This window comes from Variovorax ureilyticus (genome assembly GCF_050632185.1).
Lineage (GTDB): Bacteria > Pseudomonadota > Gammaproteobacteria > Burkholderiales > Burkholderiaceae_C > Variovorax > Variovorax ureilyticus_A.
In genome coordinates this window covers 3,659,968-3,680,468 of record NZ_CP192579.1, presented here as the reverse complement: position 1 = coordinate 3,680,468, position 20,501 = coordinate 3,659,968, and the positions used below count along the sequence as shown (strand labels likewise).

General features: G+C 66.4%; 18 protein-coding genes, 1 tRNA gene and 2 pseudogenes. 8 read left to right on the top strand and 13 right to left on the bottom strand.

Annotated features, from left to right (window positions below; genetic code table 11):
- The first annotated feature begins 7 nt into the window (after positions 1 to 7).
- Positions 8 to 750 (top strand): annotated as a pseudogene (locus ACQ858_RS18160) (lysophospholipid acyltransferase family protein).
- Positions 751 to 966: 216 nt separating this feature from the next.
- Here the strand turns inward: ACQ858_RS18160 and ACQ858_RS18155 are convergent.
- The 4 genes and pseudogenes from ACQ858_RS18155 to ACQ858_RS18140 form a co-directional block, all read right to left on the bottom strand.
- A complete protein-coding gene (locus ACQ858_RS18155; protein WP_431274001.1) occupies positions 967 to 2,025 on the bottom strand; it encodes an NUDIX domain-containing protein in 1,059 nt (352 codons plus the stop codon).
- 86 nt (positions 2,026 to 2,111) lie between these two features.
- On the bottom strand, positions 2,112 to 2,651 hold the full coding sequence (locus tag ACQ858_RS18150) for an Rrf2 family transcriptional regulator (RefSeq protein ID WP_431274000.1): 540 nt from the start codon (positions 2,649 to 2,651) through the stop codon (positions 2,112 to 2,114).
- A 133-nt stretch (positions 2,652 to 2,784) separates the two neighbouring features.
- Positions 2,785 to 3,138 (bottom strand): hypothetical protein, encoded by a 354-nt coding sequence (locus ACQ858_RS18145; protein WP_431273999.1) that lies wholly within the window; start codon positions 3,136 to 3,138, stop codon positions 2,785 to 2,787.
- Positions 3,139 to 3,462: 324 nt separating this feature from the next.
- Positions 3,463 to 4,355 (bottom strand): annotated as a pseudogene (locus ACQ858_RS18140) (DUF72 domain-containing protein).
- 185 nt (positions 4,356 to 4,540) lie between these two features.
- Here ACQ858_RS18140 and ACQ858_RS18135 point away from each other — a divergent pair.
- Both ACQ858_RS18135 and ACQ858_RS18130 read left to right on the top strand, forming a co-directional pair.
- Positions 4,541 to 4,981, top strand: a complete 441-nt coding sequence (locus ACQ858_RS18135; protein WP_431273998.1) for a hypothetical protein — start codon at positions 4,541 to 4,543, stop codon at positions 4,979 to 4,981.
- Positions 4,982 to 5,143: 162 nt separating this feature from the next.
- Positions 5,144 to 5,488 carry a hypothetical protein gene (locus ACQ858_RS18130; RefSeq protein ID WP_431273997.1) on the top strand — a complete coding sequence of 115 codons (345 nt, stop codon included), beginning with the start codon at positions 5,144 to 5,146 and terminating at the stop codon, positions 5,486 to 5,488.
- Positions 5,489 to 5,540: 52 nt separating this feature from the next.
- Here the strand turns inward: ACQ858_RS18130 and ACQ858_RS18125 are convergent.
- The 4 genes from ACQ858_RS18125 to ACQ858_RS18110 form a co-directional block, all read right to left on the bottom strand.
- A tRNA-Arg gene (locus tag ACQ858_RS18125) sits at positions 5,541 to 5,615 on the bottom strand.
- 21 nt (positions 5,616 to 5,636) lie between these two features.
- Positions 5,637 to 9,683 carry a translocation/assembly module TamB domain-containing protein gene (locus tag ACQ858_RS18120; protein WP_431273996.1) on the bottom strand — a complete coding sequence of 1,349 codons (4,047 nt, stop codon included), beginning with the start codon at positions 9,681 to 9,683 and terminating at the stop codon, positions 5,637 to 5,639.
- A 2-nt stretch (positions 9,684 to 9,685) separates the two neighbouring features.
- Complete coding sequence (locus ACQ858_RS18115) at positions 9,686 to 11,539, bottom strand: autotransporter assembly complex protein TamA (RefSeq protein ID WP_431273995.1); 1,854 nt, start codon at positions 11,537 to 11,539, stop codon at positions 9,686 to 9,688.
- A gap of 83 nt (positions 11,540 to 11,622) precedes the next feature.
- On the bottom strand, positions 11,623 to 12,321 hold the full coding sequence (locus ACQ858_RS18110) for a 2OG-Fe(II) oxygenase (RefSeq protein ID WP_431273994.1): 699 nt from the start codon (positions 12,319 to 12,321) through the stop codon (positions 11,623 to 11,625).
- Here ACQ858_RS18110 and ACQ858_RS18105 point away from each other — a divergent pair.
- Positions 12,301 to 12,501, top strand: a complete 201-nt coding sequence (locus tag ACQ858_RS18105; RefSeq protein WP_431273993.1) for a hypothetical protein — start codon at positions 12,301 to 12,303, stop codon at positions 12,499 to 12,501. The two genes, ACQ858_RS18110 and ACQ858_RS18105, sit on opposite strands and share 21 nt — an antisense overlap.
- Before the next feature lie 180 nt (positions 12,502 to 12,681).
- Here the strand turns inward: ACQ858_RS18105 and ACQ858_RS18100 are convergent, their stop codons facing one another.
- From ACQ858_RS18100 to ACQ858_RS18090, 3 genes are read right to left on the bottom strand one after another with little or no spacing between them, the layout of a single operon-like run.
- Positions 12,682 to 13,869 carry a vWA domain-containing protein gene (locus ACQ858_RS18100; protein WP_431273992.1) on the bottom strand — a complete coding sequence of 396 codons (1,188 nt, stop codon included), beginning with the start codon at positions 13,867 to 13,869 and terminating at the stop codon, positions 12,682 to 12,684.
- A gap of 6 nt (positions 13,870 to 13,875) precedes the next feature.
- Positions 13,876 to 14,484 (bottom strand): GNAT family N-acetyltransferase, encoded by a 609-nt coding sequence (locus ACQ858_RS18095; RefSeq protein WP_431273991.1) that lies wholly within the window; start codon positions 14,482 to 14,484, stop codon positions 13,876 to 13,878.
- Positions 14,485 to 14,493: 9 nt separating this feature from the next.
- Entirely contained in the window at positions 14,494 to 15,336 is an 843-nt protein-coding gene (locus ACQ858_RS18090) for an AAA family ATPase (RefSeq protein WP_431273990.1), read from the bottom strand.
- 153 nt (positions 15,337 to 15,489) lie between these two features.
- Between ACQ858_RS18090 and ACQ858_RS18085 the strand changes: the two genes are divergently transcribed.
- Positions 15,490 to 16,173, top strand: coding sequence for a c-type cytochrome (locus tag ACQ858_RS18085; RefSeq protein WP_431273989.1), 684 nt, complete (start codon positions 15,490 to 15,492; stop codon positions 16,171 to 16,173).
- 159 nt (positions 16,174 to 16,332) lie between these two features.
- Here the strand turns inward: ACQ858_RS18085 and ACQ858_RS18080 are convergent, their stop codons facing one another.
- Positions 16,333 to 16,767 carry a DUF1841 family protein gene (locus ACQ858_RS18080; RefSeq protein ID WP_431273988.1) on the bottom strand — a complete coding sequence of 145 codons (435 nt, stop codon included), beginning with the start codon at positions 16,765 to 16,767 and terminating at the stop codon, positions 16,333 to 16,335.
- A 62-nt stretch (positions 16,768 to 16,829) separates the two neighbouring features.
- Between ACQ858_RS18080 and ACQ858_RS18075 the strand changes: the two genes are divergently transcribed.
- Positions 16,830 to 17,777, top strand: a complete 948-nt coding sequence (locus ACQ858_RS18075) for a LysR family transcriptional regulator (RefSeq protein WP_431273987.1) — start codon at positions 16,830 to 16,832, stop codon at positions 17,775 to 17,777.
- A 36-nt stretch (positions 17,778 to 17,813) separates the two neighbouring features.
- Here ACQ858_RS18075 and ACQ858_RS18070 read toward each other — a convergent pair whose 3' ends face one another.
- Positions 17,814 to 18,812, bottom strand: coding sequence for an NmrA/HSCARG family protein (locus ACQ858_RS18070; RefSeq protein ID WP_431273986.1), 999 nt, complete (start codon positions 18,810 to 18,812; stop codon positions 17,814 to 17,816).
- A gap of 112 nt (positions 18,813 to 18,924) precedes the next feature.
- Here ACQ858_RS18070 and ACQ858_RS18065 point away from each other — a divergent pair, with 112 nt between their 5' ends.
- Together ACQ858_RS18065 and ACQ858_RS18060 are read left to right on the top strand one after the other, a co-directional pair.
- Positions 18,925 to 19,848, top strand: coding sequence for a LysR family transcriptional regulator (locus tag ACQ858_RS18065; RefSeq protein ID WP_431273985.1), 924 nt, complete (start codon positions 18,925 to 18,927; stop codon positions 19,846 to 19,848).
- A 130-nt stretch (positions 19,849 to 19,978) separates the two neighbouring features.
- On the top strand, positions 19,979 to 20,488 hold the full coding sequence (locus tag ACQ858_RS18060; protein WP_431273984.1) for a hydroxyquinol 1,2-dioxygenase: 510 nt from the start codon (positions 19,979 to 19,981) through the stop codon (positions 20,486 to 20,488).
- The last annotated feature ends 13 nt before the right edge of the window (positions 20,489 to 20,501 follow it).

Below are 20,501 nucleotides of genomic sequence, written 5' to 3'. Positions count from 1 at the left end.
TCGCCCGATGCACGCGCTCTCCGCCAGCCTGAAGCTCCTGCGCGCCATCGCGCATATATCCCGGGGCTGGTGGATCATCCGCACGAGGTTTCCGGCGCTCTCGGTTGCGGAGCGCGAGGCGCAGGTGCAGCGGTGGGCCGAGCGCATGCTCAACCTCATGGGCATCCGCCTCACCGTGCAGGGCACGCCGCCGGTGCACGGGCCGGTGCTGCTGATCTGCAACCACCTGTCGTGGCTGGACATCCTCACCATCCACGCGGCGCGGCATGTGCGCTTCGTGTCGAAGTCCAACGTGCGGCACTGGCCGGTGATCGGCACGTTGTCGAACGGCGCGGGCTCCTCTACATCGAGCGCGAGCGGCCGCGCGATGCGATGCGGGTGGTGCACCACATGGCGGAGGCGCTGCGTGACGGCGACGTGATCGCGGTCTTCCCCGAAGGCACGACCAGCGACGGCCACGGGCTGCTTCCCTTCCACGCCAACCTCCTGCAGGCGGCGATTTCGTCCGGCGCACCCATCCAGCCCGCCGCGCTGCGCTTTGCCGATGCGGAGTCCGGCGAGACGAGCTACGCGCCGCGCTACATCGGCGAGGACAACCTGCTCTCGTCCGTGTGGAACACGCTGAAGGCGCCGCCGCTGATCGCGGTCGTGCGCTTCGGCGAGCCCCAGTCCTCGCACGGGCGCGACCGGCGGGCCTGGGCGAAGAGCCTGCATGCCGACGTCCAGGAACTGCGCCGCGAACTGAAGTAGGCAGTGGCGCGGCCCACCCAAAAAACAGCGCCCCGGGGGCGCTGTAGAACGGCGCAGGGATGCGCCGGGAGGAGGAATCGTCGCTGAACACTTCAATGGATCATGCCCTTCATCGGTGGAAGTCCGGTGTGCGTTTGAAAACACGATAGGCGCTCGTTGCCGCGCGCGCTGCCGGAGAAGACTGGGGGACTGCGTCGGCGCGTGCCTACAGGCGGCCTAACGCGGAAGCAGCACCAAGTAGTGGTCGAGCATCTGGAAATGGTCGTCCAGAAAGCGATCCTCGCTCGCGCAGAGCTGGTCGATGGGCGTCCAGCTCGCCGCAGCGGCATCGTCGTCCGCGCGGATCGGCGGCGGTTCGCGATCGCCCAGATCGAAAAAGAATCCGTGCGTGATGGTGCGGCCGCGCTGGCTCCGGTCGGGACGGTCGAACACATCGTTACCTTTGAGGCAGCCTTGTAGCGTCGCGTGCGGCACTGCGAGGTGCGTTTCCTCGTCGAGTTCGCGCAGGGCCGCCTGAAGCGTGCTTTCGCGCTGTTCGAGGAATCCACCCGGCACCGCGAGCAGCCCCTTGCCGGGCGAGTGGCCGCGCTGGATCAGCAGCACTCTGTCGCGGCATTTCACCACGCAGTCGACGGTGACCAGGATCGGTGGGTAAGGGGCGACGGACCATGCGATGTCGTACTCGCGCAAGATGGCTGCTTCCTGCTGCAGGGCCTTGAAAGCGGGGGATGCGCTCCATTCGCGCAGAAACTCGACGGTGCTCGCCGGTACCTCGCCGGAGATGTCGGCCAGACCTTTCTCGGGGTGCTCGAACACGGCGCCGCGCAGCGCGCTCGCGCGCCGGATGGGCGTGCCCTCGACCACGTGCAGCGTCCAGTCCGGAAAGGCGCGGAGGTAATCGCGCGTCGGATCGCGAAAGTGGCCGACCAGCGCCGTCGATGCGGGAGAGGGCACGTGGTGCTCCGCCAGAACCTGCGCGACGGCGCCGCGCACCGCAGCCACCCAGCGCGCCTCGTCGAAGTGGTCGCGCACCGGCACGCAGAGGATGCGCGCGCGTTCGGATTCAGGGACTGCGTCGCGAACCATGCGTGCGCACTCCTGCCAGTCGAAAGGCAGTTTCGGCGAGCGCGCGCTGAATGCCGAGCCGATCACCACGACGACGCGCGGCGCCAGATCGAGCGCCTGCTTCAGGAGCGAGAGATGTCCGTTGTGGAAAGGCTGAAAGCGGCCGATGAGGACCGCGAGATCGTGAAGGTGAGAAATGGAGGCGGCCATGGGAATGCCGAGCATAGGCGCTCGGCCCAGGCGAGTCCCGTGCCGGCCATCGGATGCGCGCCCCAGGGACCGCCCGTCGTGCCGCGTCAGGAGCGCTTCGCGAGCATCGCGCCCAGCGCGAAGACCGAGTTCGGTGCATTGACAGGTGCGGGCTTCACGCGCGCCGTGGGGAGCGGCGAGCGTCGTGGGCTGCGCTCGTGCTCGACCTCGACGCCGCGCGCGATCTGCTCGTCCACCAGGCTCTGCAGCGTGATGGTGTCGAGGAATTCCAGCGCGCGCCGGCTGACCGAGGCCCACAGCTCGTCGGTGGCGTGGCGGTTTACCGCGCCCGGGAGCGCGGGTTGCAGGGGCTTGGCCTTTTCCAGGCCGTCGCCATCGATCGCCCGGATGATGTTCGCCACGGTGATCTCCGCGGGCTTGCGGCTGAGCGAATAGCCGCCGCCCGGGCCGCGCGTGGATTCGACCAGATCGTGGCGCCGCAGCCTGGCGAAGAGCTGTTCGAGATGCGACAGCGAAATCCGCTGGCGCCGGCTGATGGAGCCCAGGTTGACGGGCCCTGCCGGGCCCTGCAGCGCCACGTCGATCATGGCGGTAACGGCAAATCGGCCCTTGGTGGTGAGACGCATCGTTGATTCCTTCCTACTTGTTCCTGACGGGGTCGGCGGTCGGTCGCCGGATCGATGGCATCGCGCGCGCCGGCGCCACGATGCAGGGGCTCGCATCGGGAAGACGAAAGCCGTAGGCCTTCGAAGTTGCGAGCTAGACGGGGAAGACGCTGCCGCGAGGCGGCCGCTTGGGCCGCTCGAGCGGGGGCACGGGTACGCCGAGCGGCGTCAGGCGCGGAGGCCACACCGCGGCGACCGCCGGGACGAGGAGCGGGCGAATACCCGTGAGGAATTCGTTGAGGTCGAATCCGGGCTCGTCGAGATCCGCGAACTCGTCGCTCGCGTCGGGCGAGGACGCATCGTTGGCCGGTGTTGCATCCTGCTGAATCGATGCCACCGTCACCTCGCAGTTGTCCGCAAGGTGAACCGTCCTGGCTTGCGCGGCGGCCGTGAAACCGAGCCAGGAAAGCACGAAGGCGATGAAAGAGGCGATGAGCCAGCGGGGCATGAGGCCCCGGATTCTAGCCGCGCGCCCCCGCTCGGGCCGCCGCCGAGCGATTGCCTGTTTCGTGAGCACCGTGTTCGGAGCTGCTCCAGATGTCGATCCGATGCGAATCCAGTGCTGTTGTCCCCAACCTTGTCCCCATCAGACAGGGAAAACCCGCGACATCGGGTTCGAGCAGAAAAAGAAACCCGCCGAAGCGGGTTGAAACAGCCGGATGGTGGAGGGAGTGGAGGGGTCTGTGAAGACTTCCGGCCGCAGGACAGAGTCTGCGGGCCCATCTGGGAGAAATCTCGGAGCTCGGGGCGATTTCCTCCACGCCCGGCGGGTTCAGCCATGCGCCAGCAGCATCTTCAGGAAAGTGATGCCGTTGCGCTGGCCTTTGTCCTCGTCGCAGTTGTTGAAGATGACGTGCTTGTTGCGCACCTTGTAGGCGATGCGCACAAGCTCGGCCGCCAGCTCTGCGAGTTCCCGGTCGGGGTAGTCGTAGTCGAAGCGTTCGGCTGCGGATTGCGCCGGCGCGTTGTAGGTCTCCACGTTCCGGCCGTGCAGGCGCAGCAGCAGGTAGTCCGGATGCGTGGTCTCCCAGACGGCCGGAACGCTGTTGTGCGCGCCCTGGGGGCCGTCGACGATGGTGTGCACCAGGCGATGCTCCCGCAGGAAGGCCAGGGTGCTCGCAACGCGCTCCGGACCCTCCCACCACGATCTGTGACGGAACTCGATGCTCAGCGTGCAGTTCGGCATCGATCCGATGCAACGCTCGATATGCGCCATCGCTTCCCGACTGAACTGCAGCCGTGGAGGAAACTGGAAGTGGACCAGTCCCAGCTTGCCCGCCACCCGCAGCGGCTCCAGGGCCAGGGCGAAACGCCTCCAGAGCTCGGCCCGGATGTCCTCCGGCACATCCTTGTAGTAGAGCTTCCGGCCGGCACCGAGCGCCTGCTGCAGGTCCTTGTGCATCACCTTGGTCTCGGTGAAGTGTCCGGTGAACAGGCGAAAGGCCTTCACGTTGAAGACAAACTGATCGGGCGTGCGCAGCGCCCATTGCTGCGCCGTCATCGGCGTCGGGATGGCGTAGTAGCTGCTGTCGACCTCGACCAGCGGGAAGACTGACGCGTAGTAGCGCAGGCGCGCTTCGGGCGTGTTGCAGCCCGGGGGTAGAAGCGCCCGCACTCGATCAGAGTCTTGTCAGTCCACGAGGCGGTGCCGACGAGAAAGCTCATTTCGGCATGCTACCGGCGGGGGCTGCGTAGGGAACTCAGGCCCAGGTCAGGCCCGTCTGCCATGCTCCGCAATACAGCCTTCCATGTCTCGGCTGTTTTGAACCCGCTTCGGCGGGTTTTCTTTTTGCGATCGCACGAGCCGTGTATGAGGGGCCTACAAGCTGCTGTCACACACCTGCAGCAAGATGCTGGCCTTCGGCCCCGGCAAGGGGTCCTGGCCCGGAGGATTCATGCGACGCGTCTTGCCTTTCCTGCTCTGCACTCTTGTTTTCTCGAACCCTGCCGAAGCCGGTCAAGCGGCGTGCAGTGTCGAATCCCAGACCTTCGATTCGAAGGACGTGCTTTGCGTCATTCCGGCCGGTGGAACGATGCAGCGAGGCTTCGAGTTCATCGCGCGCTTCTCAGGCAGCCACGACGACACGAGAGTCAGCATGCGCCCCTCGCTGGACGGTCGGCCGCTGACTTGCGAGGAGGGCAGCCGAAACGAGCTGTTCGGCGAGGATGGGAATGTGAGCCTGAACTGTCGCTTTGCCGTGCCCGCTGCGCAGCAAACCGAGGCCAGGCTCAAAGTCACGATCCGCTGGAGCCACGCCGAGTACACGGACTACACGCTCGAGGGCCGCTAAGGATCGCGGCGTGGGCGGGCGCCTCGACAGGAATCGATCCGGCGAAGCATCAACCCATTGTCGCGGCGCCCGAGCTTCAAGTTTCTGCCCCCCTTCGCGGAAGCAATTGAAGCAATTTGTTTCATAATCTCTCGCAAACCAATAACAAATTGGAGTGAGGTTGTGCGCAAGTTCAAAACCAATATGTTTGCGGCGCTCCGCGCTGCCGATCGAGTCATCGTGGACGGCTTGCACGTCCAGACTTTTCAGTTGGAAGGGGCAGAAGGTGGGTCCGGCGTTCTCAATCTGGAGGACGGAACGGCGATCTCCTTCGCAAACCAGGAGATCGCGATCATCGAGGGCTACGGTGCTTTCCACACTGAGGCGCCGCAGCCACACAGCATCGATTTCATCATGCTGGAGAGTCGCTGCCTGGAGCCGGCGGTCAAAGGTGCAGACATCGTCGAGAAAGCCAAGCGATGGACTGACGAGATGCCTCTCGCCTCTCGCCTGCAGCCTATCGGGTGATCTGACTCCGCCATGGGAAGCTACGCGGTGAGGTGGCCTGAAACGGCACCTTTGGTGCCCTCGACAGGAATCGAACCTGTATCTGAGTCTTAGGAGGACCCCGTTCTATCCATTGAACTACGAGGACGAAGCCCGCAACTTTACCAGTTCAGTCGAACTGCAATGTGTAGATCAGGTCGATGCCGCTCGGTTGGCCGGCCTGGGCCCGCAGGGTGAGGTTGCGCGTGAGGTCGTAGAAGACGAAGAGCGTGCCGAGCGTGCCCGCGAGGCTGCGTTCGTAGGTGACGTAGAAGTCGCGCGCGATGCGCTTGCCGACGGTGACGGACGAGTCGCGCACCTCGCCGCCGTTGCCGGGGCCGCGGAAGCCGATTTCGTCGAGTCCGATGCGGCTCGCCAGCCCGCCCCCGGTGTTGCCGCTGCCCAGACCGCCGAGCAGCGCCAGCGCGGCCTGCTGCAGGATCGCCGATTCGTTGCCGCTGGTCGCGGAGCCGCGTCCCAGCACCAGCCATGACAGCGTCTCCTGGTCGGAGAGCTGCGGCTCCGAGTACAGCCGCACGCGCGGCGATTGCGCCGTGCCGGTGATGGCGACGCCGACGCGCTGCTGGATGTTCGGTCGGATAGCCAGGATGTCGAGCTGCGGGTTGTCGACGGGCCCGTTGAAGCGGGCAATGCCGGTCTCGATGTTGAGCTGCTGTCCGTAGGCGCGGTACTGCCCGGCGACGGTGCGCACCTCGCCGGTCACGCGCGGCGGGGTGCTCAGCGCAGTGCTCTGGATGTTGAGCTTGCCGGCCAGTCGCGTGGTGATGCCGCGGCCCTGGACCGCGAAATCTTCGCCGAGGTCGAAGGTCACCATCACGTCAAGCGGCTTCGCGGTCTGCGGGCGGGCGCCGAGGCGTTCGGTGGCTTGGACGAGGCGTTCCGCCTCTTCCTTCGCTTCGCGGTCGCGCACCGCCGAGCGGACCACGACGTCAGTGCCGAGGCTGGGCGCGGTCTGGTCCGGGAGGATGATGACCGCGCGATCGGTGCGCAGGCCGCCGCGCACGGTGAACTGGCCGCTTTCGAGCCGTGCCTGCACGTCGCCCGAGAGCGTCAGTTGCCGGTCGGATCGCACCAGCGTGCGCAGCGAGCGCAGTTGCGCCTGCAGCGCCATCCGGATTCCGCTGCCGGCGCCCGGGGCCGGCGCGGGGCCCCAGGCCATGTCGCCGCGCACGGTGAGCGTGCCGCCATCCCTCGCGGCTTCGCTCGCCGCGGTGCTGAGATTGCCGCCCTGTCCGGGAATGCGGGTCTGGCTGCCGAGGCCGCCCTTGAGGGTGAACTCGTTGATCTCGACGTGGTTGCCGGCCAGCGTCGCGCGCAGGCGGCCGTCATGCAGGTCGAGGCCGTCGACCAATGCGCGCAGCGCGAGCTGGTCGGCGGCGAGCGTGCCGTTCCATCGCGGGTCGTTCCGGTGGCCGGAGAGCGTGGCATCCGTCTGCAGCGTGCCGGCGATGCGCCAGCCCGGCGGCGCGAGCATCGACCACACGCCGAGATTGGGCATCTTCGCGGTGACGCGTCCCGCGAGCGGCGCGTCGGCGGCCCACTGCCAGCCGCCGGGCCGTTGCAGCAGGCGCGTGCTTGCTTCCACGCGGACCTGGCCGCCACGCTCGCTGTCCATGGCCAGAAGGCCCCGGACGGTGTCGCCCTCGGCATCGAGCCGGAGCTCGGCCTGCCGCAGCTGGGCCGGCGTGCTCACGCCCGGGCCTGCCGCGTCCATGGTGGTCTCGCTGCGCGCGCCGGTGCCGGTGCTGTGGACGCGAGTGACCAGCGCAGCCTCGCCGGCCTGCACGCGGAGGTCGCCGCTCTGGCGATTGACGCGCACATGGCCGCGTAGCGTGTCGGCGGCGTCGATGTCCCATTCACCGTTGAACATCAGGTCGCCGCTGAAGCCGATGCGTTCGAGCGTGTCGGTCTCGCCGAAGGCCTCGGCCCAGGCCATGGGCAAGCCTTGGAACTGGCCCTTGGACTGGAGCCGCGTCGAGCGGGTCGTGCCCGAGCCGCTCTGGCTGAAGCGCAGCGGCTGCCAGTCGATCTTCAGCGTGCCGGGCACCGGGCCGGTCACTTCCGCGCCGGCGCCCGATGCTTCGACTTCGAGGCGCGGCGCGTTACCGTTGACCGAGCGGATGGTGGCGCTGAAAGCGCGAGTCAGCGCGAGCGTCCAAGGGCTCGGCCGTGTGCTGTCCTTGTACTGCGCGCGGAACGTGGCGAGCGCCGCGCGCCATTGATTGGCCCGATCGATGCCGCCGCCGCCGCGCGCGTCGAGCGTGATCTTGCGCGTGCCGGTGCTGGCTTCGCCCTTGAGCGCCAGCGTGGATTGCGCGAGGCTGCCCGCGAGTTCGGCGCGGACATTGGCGAGAGCGATGCGGGTCGCCTCGCCCGTCTCGGGCGGTGCAAGCGCGACATCGAGCTTGGGCACGGTCAGCGTGGCGTCGATCGTCGGCTCGGCCGTCCCGCGCGGGGCCGGCTCGTTCGCGGTCTGCAGGCGTCGCTGCACCGCCTGCCAGCCGCCTTTCCAACTCGCTTCGAGCCGCGCATTGCCCTGCACGCGCGAACCGCTGAAGAGCTTTTCCATTTCCGGCAAGGATTCGATCCAGCGCTGCAGCGCGGCGGCGTCGTCGATCTGCGTGCGAATCTGTCCGTTGCCGTTCGCCGGCGCGATGCGGCCCTGCACCTGGAGGTTGCCGCCCGGCACCACGAGGCGGAGGTCGCCGCTGCCGCCCCGATCGGCCACCTGCACCTGCAACCGGCCCTCGAGGGTCGCGTGGCGGACTTCGACCCGCAGCGTTTTCAGGTCGAGCACCTGGTTCTGCCATTGGCCCTGCGCGATGGCCCGTTCGACGAGCACCCCTTGCATGCCGGCGCCGCCTTGGGCACGCAGCGCGGCATCGAAGCGGATCGTGTCGCCCGCCTGCTCGGCCTTGAGGGTCCCGCCCAGCGGTGCGCCGGTGAGTTCGGAATGCAGTTGTCCGAGCTGGACGCCGAGCACCGTGGCGCGCGCCTGCCAGGGTTCGGGCGCAGGGCTCCAGCTCCCTTCGGCCTCGATGCGGCCGCCGCCGAGGTGCACCGTGGCGGCGGGCACCGTCCATGTGGTGCCGTCATAGGCGGCTTGCGCCTCGACCTGCTCGACGGGCAGCCTGCCCGCGTCCCACGGCCCGGCGATCGCGTTGCGGATGTCTGCGCTGGCTTTCCAGGCCACGTTGTTCGCAGTGCCTTCGGGGCCGGCCTCGATGTGACCGGTGAGGAGCGTGGCCGGCGCGTCGGGCCACAGCCGGGCGAGATCCACGTTCTCCAGTTCCGCCTTGGCGTCGATCACGGGCTGCGGCTGCCAGGGCGCGACGTGGGCCTGCAACTGCGCGCGCATCGGCGCTTCGGCGCTTTCGTCGACAGGCTGAAGTTCCGCGTCGACGGCGAGACGGGCGTCCGCGCCGGAAAGCGTGCCCGTCACGCGGGCATTGGCGAGCACGTCGAGCGGGTTCTCCTTCGTGAGCGAGGCGCGTATCCGGCCGTTCATCTTCGCGTCGATCGCCATCGGCGCGGGCCCTTGCAGATCGAGGTGCGCTCCGTAGTGGCCTTCCGCCACGTCCACACTGGTGATCTCGAGCACGTGATGGTGCTCGCTGGTGTACCGATAGCTGCCGGCAAGCCGGGTCGCCTGCAGCGCCGGCGGACCGGCCCAGCGCAGGTCGTCGATCGAGAAGGGCAGTTCGATCTGCACCGGCAGCACGATCTGCTCGAGCGGTTCGACCGGCTTTTCCTCGGGTGTGCCGCGCCGCTCGACCACCACCTGCCCGGCGTGGACTTCGCCCAGTTGCACGCGGCGCCGCAACAGCGGCGCGAGCTGCCAGCCGATGCGCGCGTCGCTCACTTCGACCGCCAGCGTCGGGCTTTGCCAGCGCAGCCAGCCGATGCGGCCGCCCGCGCGCAGCGACCCCGAGACGTCGCGGCTCTCCAGCGTCTGATCCGCGGGCAGCAAGCGTGCGGTGCGCGACAGCGCGAAGGCCAGCGATTCGTCCGTCCCGAGCCACCACCATGCGCCGGCCAGCAGGGCGATGACCAGCGTGACCAAGCCGCCCACGAACCAGCCGAAACCGCGCAGCACGCGGCGCAGGCGCGAGCGCATCGGCGGTGTGGGCGTGGTGTCAGGCGTTTCGTCGGTCATGGTCAGAAGGTGAAGCCGAAGCGGAAATGCAGCCTGAATGCTTTCGCGTCGACACCGTAGGCAAGATCGATCGACACCGGCCCGATCGGACTTTTCCAGCGCGCGCCGACGCCGACGCCGACCTTGGCCTGGAGATCGCCAACCTTGTCCGCGACCGAGCCGGCATCGACGAACACCGTGCTTTCCCAGTCGGAGAGTCTTCCGTTGTAGACGAAGGGGCGCTGCCACTCGATGCTCGCGACGCCGAGATAGCGGCCGGCGATGACGGTGCCGCCCGGCCGCACCGTGCCGATGGAGCGGAAGCTGTAGCCGCGCACCGTGGTGTCGCCGCCGGTCAGGAAGGCGAGGGTGCTCGGGATCTGCGCGCTGTCCTTGGCGATCAGCGCGCCGATTTCCGATCGCAGCTGGATGCGGGCACCGCGCGATTGCGTGCCGTCGTCGCTGTAGACAGTGCCCGCGGGCACGAAGCCCACCCAGCGCGCATAGGTCCGCGTGAAGGGCGCGCGCTCACCGGTCAGCGTGTAGCCGGCGGCGAGTTCCAGCGCGATGCCATGACCACGGGTCGGCGCGTTGGCGTTGTCGAAATAGCGACCGGTCCAGTTCCAGTTGAGGCTCAGCGCCGTAGCCGACGGTGGCGGATTGAAGCCGTGGTTCGTCGCGTAGTCGTACTGCGCGAAGAGGCTTCGGTCGATGTGATCGCTGGCCTGACTCTCGCCGCCGCGCAGCCGGCCGCTGTCGACCTTGTAGTCGCCCGACACCTCGCTCTTGAGCTGTGCCGCCGTGAAAGTGCGCCAGCCGCTGTCGCGCGGGACGGCGCTCCACTCCGTGCCGAGCGATTGCGTGTCGCGATCGAGATAGAGCCTGGACACCGCGCGCCACCCGAGCAGCGGCATCTGGTTGTGGATGTGGTCGATTGAAAGCCGCGGCCCGCTGTCGGTGGTGTAGCCGACGCCGGCCACGATCTTCTGCAGCGGCGCCTCCTGCACCTGCGCGATGACGGGCGCGTTGAGCGGGTCGTCGTGCGCGGTGTCGAGCGTGAGGAACACCGAATTGAAGTAGCCACTGCTCGCGAGCCGCTGCTGGGCATCGAGCAGTTGCTGCTGGTCGTAGTCGGACCCGGTCGGGATGCGCGCGATGCGACGCATCGCGTCCGGGTCGTAGCGATGGTAGCCGTGCACCTCCAGCGGGCCGAATCGGTAGGCCGGCCCGGAATCGTAGGTCGCGCTGAGGCGGGCTTCGCTGCGATCGGCATCCACCTCGGTTCGGCTCGTGACGATGGTGCCGGTGGGGTAGCGTTTCGCCGTGAGGCTGCGCAGCGTGGTGGATTTGGCGTTGTCCCAGGTCTGTTGGCTGAAGGGCTGGCCCTTGCGCAGCGGCCAGTCGGCGCGGATCGCGTTGCGCCGAGCCTCCGATTCCGTCGTCTCCGCGATCGGGCCGGTGAAGTCGATCTGCACATCGCTCACGTGTGTGACTTCGCCGGGCACGACGGTGATCCTGACTTCGCGCGGCGCCTTGCCGCCCGGCGTCTCGCGCAGCTCCAGCGTGAGCGTGGGGGTGAAGAAACCCATGGTGTTGAGCAGCTCGCGCGCGTTGGCCTCGGCTGCGACCATCAGGCGCGAAATCTCGACCGCGCCGAGATCGTCGAGCCTGCGGTAGCGCTGGATCTCCAGATTGCGGGTGAGGAAGTCGCGCACCGAGTCGGGCGCCTGCACGTCGACGGTGAAGGCCTCGCGCCCCGATGCGCTCGATTCGCTCGCAACGGGACTGCCGGCCGCGTCGCGCTCCTCGGTTTCCTTTTGCGGCAGCAGGCTGCATCCCTGCAAAAGAAGGAGGCCTGCAAACAACAACGCCGGCATCCAAGCCGGCGTGAGAGATGGAACAACCCGACGCACCCCGCCGATTCTGACAGCAGCGCGGGGGCGTCCGGGCTACGGCGGATTCAGCGGCCCATGACTTTCCTGCCGAGTGCCCAGGCGAAGGGCGGCACGATCATGCGCGTGACGGTCTTGACCTGGTCGATCCGGGCGGGGTGCAGGAAGTTCGTAGCGATATCATCCATGCTGCGCTTGCCCGCCATGGGGCTTGTATAGAAGTAGGCGGCAACCGAACGTCTCGGGCGGTCGTCTGGCGTCTTCAGCGGCTGCGTGTGCCCGTGGTAGCTCACGGGGCCGTGGGGCAGGATGACCGTCCTGCCAAATTCGGGTTGGACCGCCCTCCCGCAGCGATCGTTCTTCTTGTCCCACAGTTCCAGCGCCGAACCCCATTCGGGCTGCCAGCCCTTGTTCAGGTAAGTGATGAGGACCATCGCGTTGCGCAGGCCCGTGTCGTGATGGCGGCGGAAGTCACGATGGATCGAGAAAGTACCGCCGGACCGGCTTTCGTGCAGGCCGCCGCCGACCAGCCTGGGATCGGACAGCAGGTAGGGCATGTTCGTGATCGATGTCAGCCACTCGCTGAACCAGCCCGAACTCACGATGTCGAAATACGTCCGCGAAGCCGTTTGCAGACTGACGCCCGGCACCGACCGGCGTGTGCGCTCGTAGGGAGTATGAATGTTGACCCAACTGGAGGCAGGCTGCGTGTCGAATTCCTCGGCGACGAGCTCCAGCAACCGGGGATGGAACAGGCCCTCGATCACGAGGTGCGGGAAAGGCTGGGCAAGCTCCAGCTCCTGGCGCAGCCGAGCACGTTGCTCGGGGGCGAAGAAGGACCGGTCGACGAGCTCCGAGTACCGCAACCGGACGCCGCGGATGCACACATGGTCATCCATCAGGGGTCGCGGCAGTTCAGCGACTTCGACGGGCCGTTCCGCGAGTGACCGCCCGGATTCGATTGACATCACAGCCGACATGACAGCACCTCCTTGGATCCACAGAAGTTATGGGTATCCGCTGGACGACTGTAAATCAAGATGAGCAGAATGTGACAGTTCTTACAACAAAATGTCTAAATGTTAAAAAATCCCCGAGGGAGGGATGTCGCGCGCGCTCCGATTCCGTCACTTGGAAAGAAGACGCATCGCATCCTCGAGTCCGCGCAGGGTCAGCGGGAACATCCGGTTCGACACCAGCTGCTGAATCACCGCGATGCTCTGGCGGTATTGCCAGACGCCCTGCGGCTCGGGGTTGATCCACGCGAATTTCGGGAAGGCGTGCGTGAGGCGCTGAATCCACTCCGCGCCGGCTTCCTCGTTGTTGTATTCGACGCTGCCGCCCGGCTGGAGAATCTCGTACGGGCTCATCGTCGCGTCGCCGACGAAGACCAGCTTGTAGTCCTTGTTGTACTTGCGGATGATGTCCCAGGTCGGGAACTTCTCGGAGTAGCGTCGGCGGTTGTTCTTCCACATGAAGTCGTAGACGCAGTTGTGGAAGTAATAGAACTCCAGGTGCTTGAACTCGGTCTTGACGGCCGCGAACAGCTCCTCGACGCGCTGGATGTGCTCGTCCATCGTGCCGCCGACATCCATCAGCAGCAGCACCTTCACGTTGTTGTGGCGCTCGGGCCGCATCTTGATGTCGAGGTAGCCCGCATTGGCGGCGGTCTTGCTGATGGTCTCGTCGAGATCCAGCTCGTCCTCGTGGCCTTCGCGCGCGAACTTGCGAAGCTTGCGCAAGGCCATCTTGATGTTGCGCGTGCCGAGTTCCTGGCTGTCGTCGTAATCCTTGTAGGCGCGCTGTTCCCACACCTTGACTGCGCTCTTGTTCTTGCCCGCGCCGCCGATGCGCACGCCCTGGGGGTTGTAGCCGCCGTGGCCGAAGGGCGATGTGCCGCCGGTGCCGATCCACTTGCTGCCGCCTTCGTGTCGTTCCTTCTGCTCCTCGAAGCGCTTCTTCAGCGTCTCCATGAGTTCGTCCCAGCCCATCTTCTCGATCTTGGCTTTTTCCTCGGCGGTGAACTCGCGCTCCAGCGTCTTGCGCAGCCAGTCGAGCGGGACGTCCTTGGTGAAGTCCGTCAGCATCTCCACGCCCTTGAAGTACGCGGCGAAGGCGCGGTCGAACTTGTCGTAGTGCTTCTCGTCCTTCACCAGCGCGGTGCGCGAAAGGTAGTAGAAGTCGTCGAGGCCGAAGGCATCATCGGAATTGGGGCCGACGACATCGGCCTGCAGCGCTTCGAGCAGGGTCAGGTATTCCTTGACCGACACCGGCAGCTTGGCCGAACGCAGGGTGTAGAAGAAGTCGATCAGCATGGCGAATCACTCCTGGGCGCGAGCCCGGGGCTTGTCCAGCAGGTCATTCAGTTGGGCACGCACCTCGGGCCATTCGCCCGAACGCAGGCTGTACATCACGGTGTCGCGGATCGTGCCGTCCCGGCGCAGCGCGTGGCCGCGGATCACGCCGTCCTTCTTGGCGCCGAGGCGCTCGATGGCGCGCTGCGACGCATGGTTGAAGTTGTCGGTGCGCCAGCCCACCACATGGCAGCCCAGCGCATCGAAGGCGTGCGTGAGCATCAGCAGCTTGCAGGTGGTGTTGACGTGCGTGCGCTGGCAGCGCTTGGCATACCACGTGTAGCCGATCTCGACGCGCTTCACGGCCGGCAGGATGTCGTGGTAGCTCGTGCTGCCGAGCACCGTGCCGGTGGCCTCGTCGGTCACCGCGAAGGCGAAGCGGTTGCCGTCCTCGCGCATCTTCAGCGCGTTCTCGATGTAGGTGCGCGTCTCGTGCGGCTCCGGAACGGAGGTCACGCGGATGTTCCACAGCTCGCCGTCGGCCGCCGCCGCGCGCAGGCCTTCTTCATGCGCGAGCGAGAGCGGCACCAGCGCGATGCCGCGCGCCTTGAGCGTGACGGGTTCGACAAAGGCCATCGCGGTGCCTCAGCGGTTATGCCTTTGCATGAAGACCAGCTTTTCGAAGAGCGTCACGTCCTGCTCGTTCTTGAGCAGCGCGCCCACGAGCGGCGGCACGGCGACCTTGTCGTCCTTGCTTTGCAGCGCCTCGAGCGGGATGTCCTCGGCGACCAGCAGCTTGAGCCAGTCCAGCAGCTCGGAAGTCGAGGGCTTCTTCTTCAGCCCGGGCAGGTTGCGCACGTCGTAGAAGGTCTTCATCGCCGCCGTGAGCAACTCGTGCTTGAGGGCCGGGAAGTGCACCGCGACGATGCTCTTCATCGTCTCCGCATCGGGGAACTTGATGTAGTGGAAGAAGCAGCGGCGCAGGAAGGCGTCGGGCAGTTCCTTCTCGTTGTTGGAGGTGATGAACACCACCGGCCGGTGCTTGGCGCGGATGAGTTCGCGCGTCTCGTAGCAGTAGAACTCCATGCGGTCGAGTTCGCGCAAGAGGTCGTTCGGGAATTCGATGTCGGCCTTGTCGATCTCGTCGATCAGCAGCGCTACCGGCTCGTCCGCCGTGAACGCCTGCCAGAGCACGCCCTTGACGATGTAGTTGTGGATGTCCTTCACGCGCTCGTCGCCGAGTTGCGAATCGCGCAGGCGGCTCACCGCGTCGTATTCATAGAGGCCCTGCTGCGCCTTGGTGGTGGACTTGATGTGCCACTGCAGGAGCGGCAGGTTCAGCGCCTGCGAGACTTCTTCCGCGAGCATCGTCTTGCCGGTGCCGGGCTCGCCCTTGACGAGCAGGGGGCGTTTCAGCGTGATGGCCGCGTTGACGGCGAGCATCAGATCCTGTGTGGCGACGTAGTTGTCTGAACCCTTGAATTTCATGGATGGCATCGAGGCGGGATGGTTGGTTGGATGGACACAACATCGATTCGCGACGCGACCCGCTCGGGGTGCTCCCCAATGGGTTCCGAGAGGAGCGACCCATATAATCAAATGTTGATTTGCCCTAAAACTCCACGAGATTGTGCGCGCAAAATGAAGAAGTTGTTGACCACGATGTTTGCCTTCACTGTCGCTTGCGTGACGGTCTCGGCCCAGGCACAGAAGATCACCGGCAACGCGGAAGCAGGCGCCAAGAAGGTTGCCATGTGCACGGGTTGCCACGGCATCATCGGGTATCAGGCCAGCTTCCCCGAGATTCACAAGGTCCCGATGATCGCGGGCCAGAGTGCCACCTACATCGTCTCGGCGCTCACCCAGTACAAGGGCGGCGAGCGCAAGCACCCCACCATGCACGCCATCGCGGACACCCTGAGCGAGCAGGACATCGCCGATCTGGCCGCCTATTACAGCCAGCTCGGTCTCAAGGAAGGCGACGCGCCGCCGCCGGCCACCGCCGCCGCGCCGAGTCCCCGCGTTCAGGACCTGATCGCGCGTGAAAAGGACAACTCCTGCACCAAGTGCCACGGCGCCAACTTCAACACGCCGAACGACGGTTCGGTCCCGAAGCTCGCCGGCCAGCATGCCGATTACCTCTACGTCGCGCTGAAATCGTACAAGATCGAGAACCGCATGCAGATCGGCCGCTCGCACCCCGTGATGGGCAGCCAGGCGAAGAAGTTCACCAACGCCGAAATCAAGGAGCTCACGAGCTACATCAGCTCGCTGCCCGGCGACCTGAAGACGGTGCCGGAATCGCGCTTCCACGAATCCAAGTAAACGCCCTTTGCTCAATCACAAAGCCCGCTGCAAGGCGGGCTTTGTCGTTCATGGCGCACAAGACTGGCGCAGCCCATTCCAGGGCACCTGCGGAACCGGCTCCGCCGGGCCGCTGGGTGCGCCCCCGGAGAGGGGAGCGCCGAAGGCGCATGGGGGTGATCAATCCTTTGTCGCCCGGCGCTGAACGCAGGCGACGTAGCCCTCGCCATCGGGCGGGCGGCCGGCGCGCTGGCTCTCCCACATCATCTGGCCGAGGCATTCCATCGCCTCGTGGTGCGCGTCCATCAGCGAATCGCGCCGCTTGGCGAGCAGCTCGACCGCCTGCCGGATGCCGCGCGGCTGGTCGATCGAGCACTGCTCGCTGATCGACAGGTGCATCGACAGATGCAGGAACGGGTTCTCGCGTCCGTCCTTGCCGTCGTAGACACGCAGGGCAGCTGCATCGGCATCGGCGAGGTCGGCGTGGTATTCGGGGTGCTCGTCGATCCAGCGGGCGGCGATGATCTCGAGCGCTTCCATCGGCTCGCCGCGCCGGCTCTTGGCGAAGACGTCGCAGAAGAAGCGGCGGACTTCTTCCTGGGTGGGATTGAACATCCGCCGAGGTTAGCACCGACCCTCACTCCGTACAGGGCGTCCCGCGGCTACATTGCCAGCCCATGGATCGCCTGGAAAACATCGAGACCTTCGTGCGCGTCGCGCAGACCCAGAGCTTCGCCGAGGCCGCGCGGCAGATGCGAGTCGCGAAGTCGGTGGTCACCACCCGCGTGAAGCAGCTCGAGGACCACGTCGGCGCACCGCTTTTTCATCGCAGCACGCGCGTGGTTCGGCTCAGCGACGTGGGCCAGGCGTTCCTGCGCGACTGCACCGAACTGGTCGGGCGGGCCAACGACATCCTGGACCAGATGCGCGACGCACGCGCCGGTCCGACCGGCACGCTGCGCATCCATGCGCTGACGGGCTTCGTGCTCGGGCATTTCGCGACGCTGCTGCGTGCGTTCCAGGTCAGCTTCCCGGACATCCATCTCGAACTCATTGTGAGCGATGCGGTGGTCGACCCGGTCAAGGCCGGCGTCGATTGCGCGCTGCAGATTTTTCCGGCGGCTTCGACCGAACTCGTGTCGCGCCCGCTCTTTCCGGTGCGGCGCGTGTTCTGCGCCACCCCCCAGTACCTGCGCACGCATGGTGTGCCCGAAACCCCACGCGACCTCCACAAGCACACGCTGGGCCTCTATTCCGGCTATCCCACACGCGATCGCTGGACCTTCCATCACGCGGGCGAGCAGGTCACGCTCTACATGAGCGCGGCGCTGCTGACCAACAGCGTGCACCTGCTGCGCGAATACGCCATGGAGCATGCGGGCATCGTGTGCCTGCCCACGCTGGTGGCCGGCGACGCCATCCTGCGGGGTGATCTGCAAGTAGTGCTGTCGGAACATCAGCTCTCGTCGTTCTCGCTCAACGCGGTCTATGCGGGCACCTCGCGCAATGCGTTCAAGCTCAGGCTGTTCATCGAGCACCTCACGGCGGCCTTCACGAAAGTGCCGCCGTGGGATGCGGCCATGATCGAACGCCGGCTGATTCCCGAGGCGCTGATTGCGGACTGAGCGTGGGCACGCGATCCGGCGCTTCCTGAGAGCCGGTCACGCCAACGCCGGGCGCGCGGCTTCGGGCGGGGCGCCATAGCTCGTCAGCTCGCCTCGCCATTCGCTCCGCTGTAGGAACTGCTCCCAGGTGAGGGCGTGGGGGTCGATCCTGCGGCTCCATTGCACATCACGCTCTGGCGCGTAATAGCCGTATTCGACCGCGTACTCCACCATGCCCACCAGCTCGCGCACGAGGTATTCGTTGGCACCGAATGCAGGGAAGTGCCGCAGCAGCTCTTCGCGTGTGTAGGCCGAGGCGTAGCGCGCCTTCTGCCCCGACACGCGAACGAAGGTCTCAACCATCTGCCGCGCTGTCAGGACCTCGCCGATCACGGGCAGAGCCTTGCCGGCGTATTTTTCCGGGTGGTCGAACATTTCCAGCACCGCGGGGCCGGCTGCGGTGAGCGGGTCCACGAAGGGAATCGGCGTGTCCGGCGGCAGATAGATGGCGAAAGTCAGGCTGCCATCGGGCTCCCGCCGAGGGACGTAGTACTCCAGGAAATTGCTGTAGAAGAAGGCCAGGTAGATGAACGAGCTGCGCAGCGGCAGGCTGCGGATGTGGGCCTCGACCAGCGCCTTCTCGGTGAAATGCGGCGCCCACTTGGCGCCGCCGGTGCGTGCTTCGACGTTCTCCAGGCCGCTCCACACGATGTGCTGCACGCCCGCGGCGTGCGCTGCGTCGGCGAGTTCGCAACCCAGCGCCAGTTCGGGCTGGCCCGGCGGTGGCGCCGGTGTGGTCGGCGGCGTCATCAGGAATGCGCCGTGGGAGCCGCGCATGGCGGCCGCGAGTTCGGCTTGGCGGCCAGGCTCCAGCGGCGCCACGACGATCTCTGCGCCGCGCTCGGCCAACTGGCGCATGAGCGCGCTTTCCGCCCGTCGGGTCAGTGCGCGCACCCGGTAGCGGCCGCTGGCCAGCAAGGCGCTAGCCACGCTGCGGCCCTGTTTGCTGGACGCGCCGGCCACGGTGATCAAGGGCTTTTGTGAGATGAGGGACATGCGGTTTCTCCGGATCGGTGAGATCAGTTCGCGAAGGGGTGAATGAGCGTCGAGTCTCTGGTGATCGAAGGCATCTGTGAAATTGAAGTTCTGCTGACCTACTATTCGCCGCATGGATACCAAGCGCCTGGACCTCAACCTGCTGGTCACTCTGGAAGCCCTGCTGACGGAGCAGAACGTCACCAAGGCCGCTCACCGCCTGCATCTGAGCCAGCCCGCGGTGAGCGCACAGCTCAGCCGCCTGCGCGACGTATTCGACGACCCGTTGCTGATTCCCGCCCAGAGGGGCATGACGCCCACTGCCAAGGCGCTGGACCTGCTCGATCCACTGCGCCAGGCGCTGGATCAGGTGCGCGCCACGGTGGCGCAGCACACCCACTTCGATCCCCTGCGTGCGCGCCTCACCGTGGTCATCGCCTGCACCGACTACCTCCAGGCCGCGCTGGCGCAGCCGCTGGTGCTGAGGCTGCGCCAGCAGGCGCCGGGGGTGCGCGTGGCGCTGCGCAGCCTGGACATTCCGCAACTTGGGGCGCAGATGGCGCGCGGCGACGTTGATCTGGCATTGATGACGCCGAACGCCGCGACGCCCAGTCTCCGCACGCGGCATCTGTTCGACGAACGCTATGTGCTGATCGGTCGCCGGGGCCACCCCAAGCTGCGCAGGCGGATCACCGTGGCGCAGTTCGCCCGGTTGGAGCACATCGTCGTGTCGCTGCACGGCGGCGAGTTCGTCACGCCGGTGGACCAGGCGCTTGCGGCACTTGGGCACACACGAAACGTGGTGCTGTCCGCGGCGTCATTCCTTTTTCTGCCGGAAATGGTGGCGCAGTCGGATTTCGTGGCGCTGGTGCCGGAGCGATTGGTGCGCGATCGCTCCGCTCAGCTGCAGATCGTCGAATGCCCGTTTCCGGTGAAAGGCTTCGAAGTGAGCATGGTGTGGCACGAGCGGAACCACGGGCACGGCGGCCAGCGCTGGATACGTGAGGCATTGGTGGCGCTTGCCGCCGGCGAAAGGTCGCGGGCCGAAGCCGGGTAAACCCTGCCGATTGACCGGATTCGCCGAACAATGCGGCCCGCTTTTGATCCCTACCAAAGGCGGGTTTCGTTTCCTAAAGTTCCTTCACCGCAGCGAGATCGCTGCACCGTTGGCACCCGAGGAGACACACATGACCGCTGCCTACCAGACCCGATTCGGGTCGCTCAAGCGCTATGAAAAGGGCCACGTCGAGCCGATCGACGACGACGTCCGCCACTACGCGTTCTCGAACTGCTTCGACATCGCGAACAAGAGCAAACCCTACGAGAAGGTGGTGTTCGGCCAGAACCAGATCTATGTGCTGGAGACGCTGCGCGCGGAGGGCGCCTCGCCCTGGTACACCTGTGCGCACGACGAATTTGCGCTGGTGATGGACGGCGAGGTCGAGGTGCACCTCGTCAAGCTCGACGAGGGCCAGACCGTGCAGGACACCGAGAAGAACGGCGCCGTGCTCGTGAAGGGCGAGCCGAAGGGCCAGAAGATGGGCTGGATGAAGCTCACGCGCGGCCACCAGGGCCTGCTGCCCAAGAACACCGCCTACCAGTTCCGCGTAGCGGGCGATCCGGGCGTCGTGGTCCTTCAAACCTGCAAGGGCGACCTCTCGGTAGAGAAGTGGGCTGACATCTGCCAGACGCACTGAACCATCGCATCGA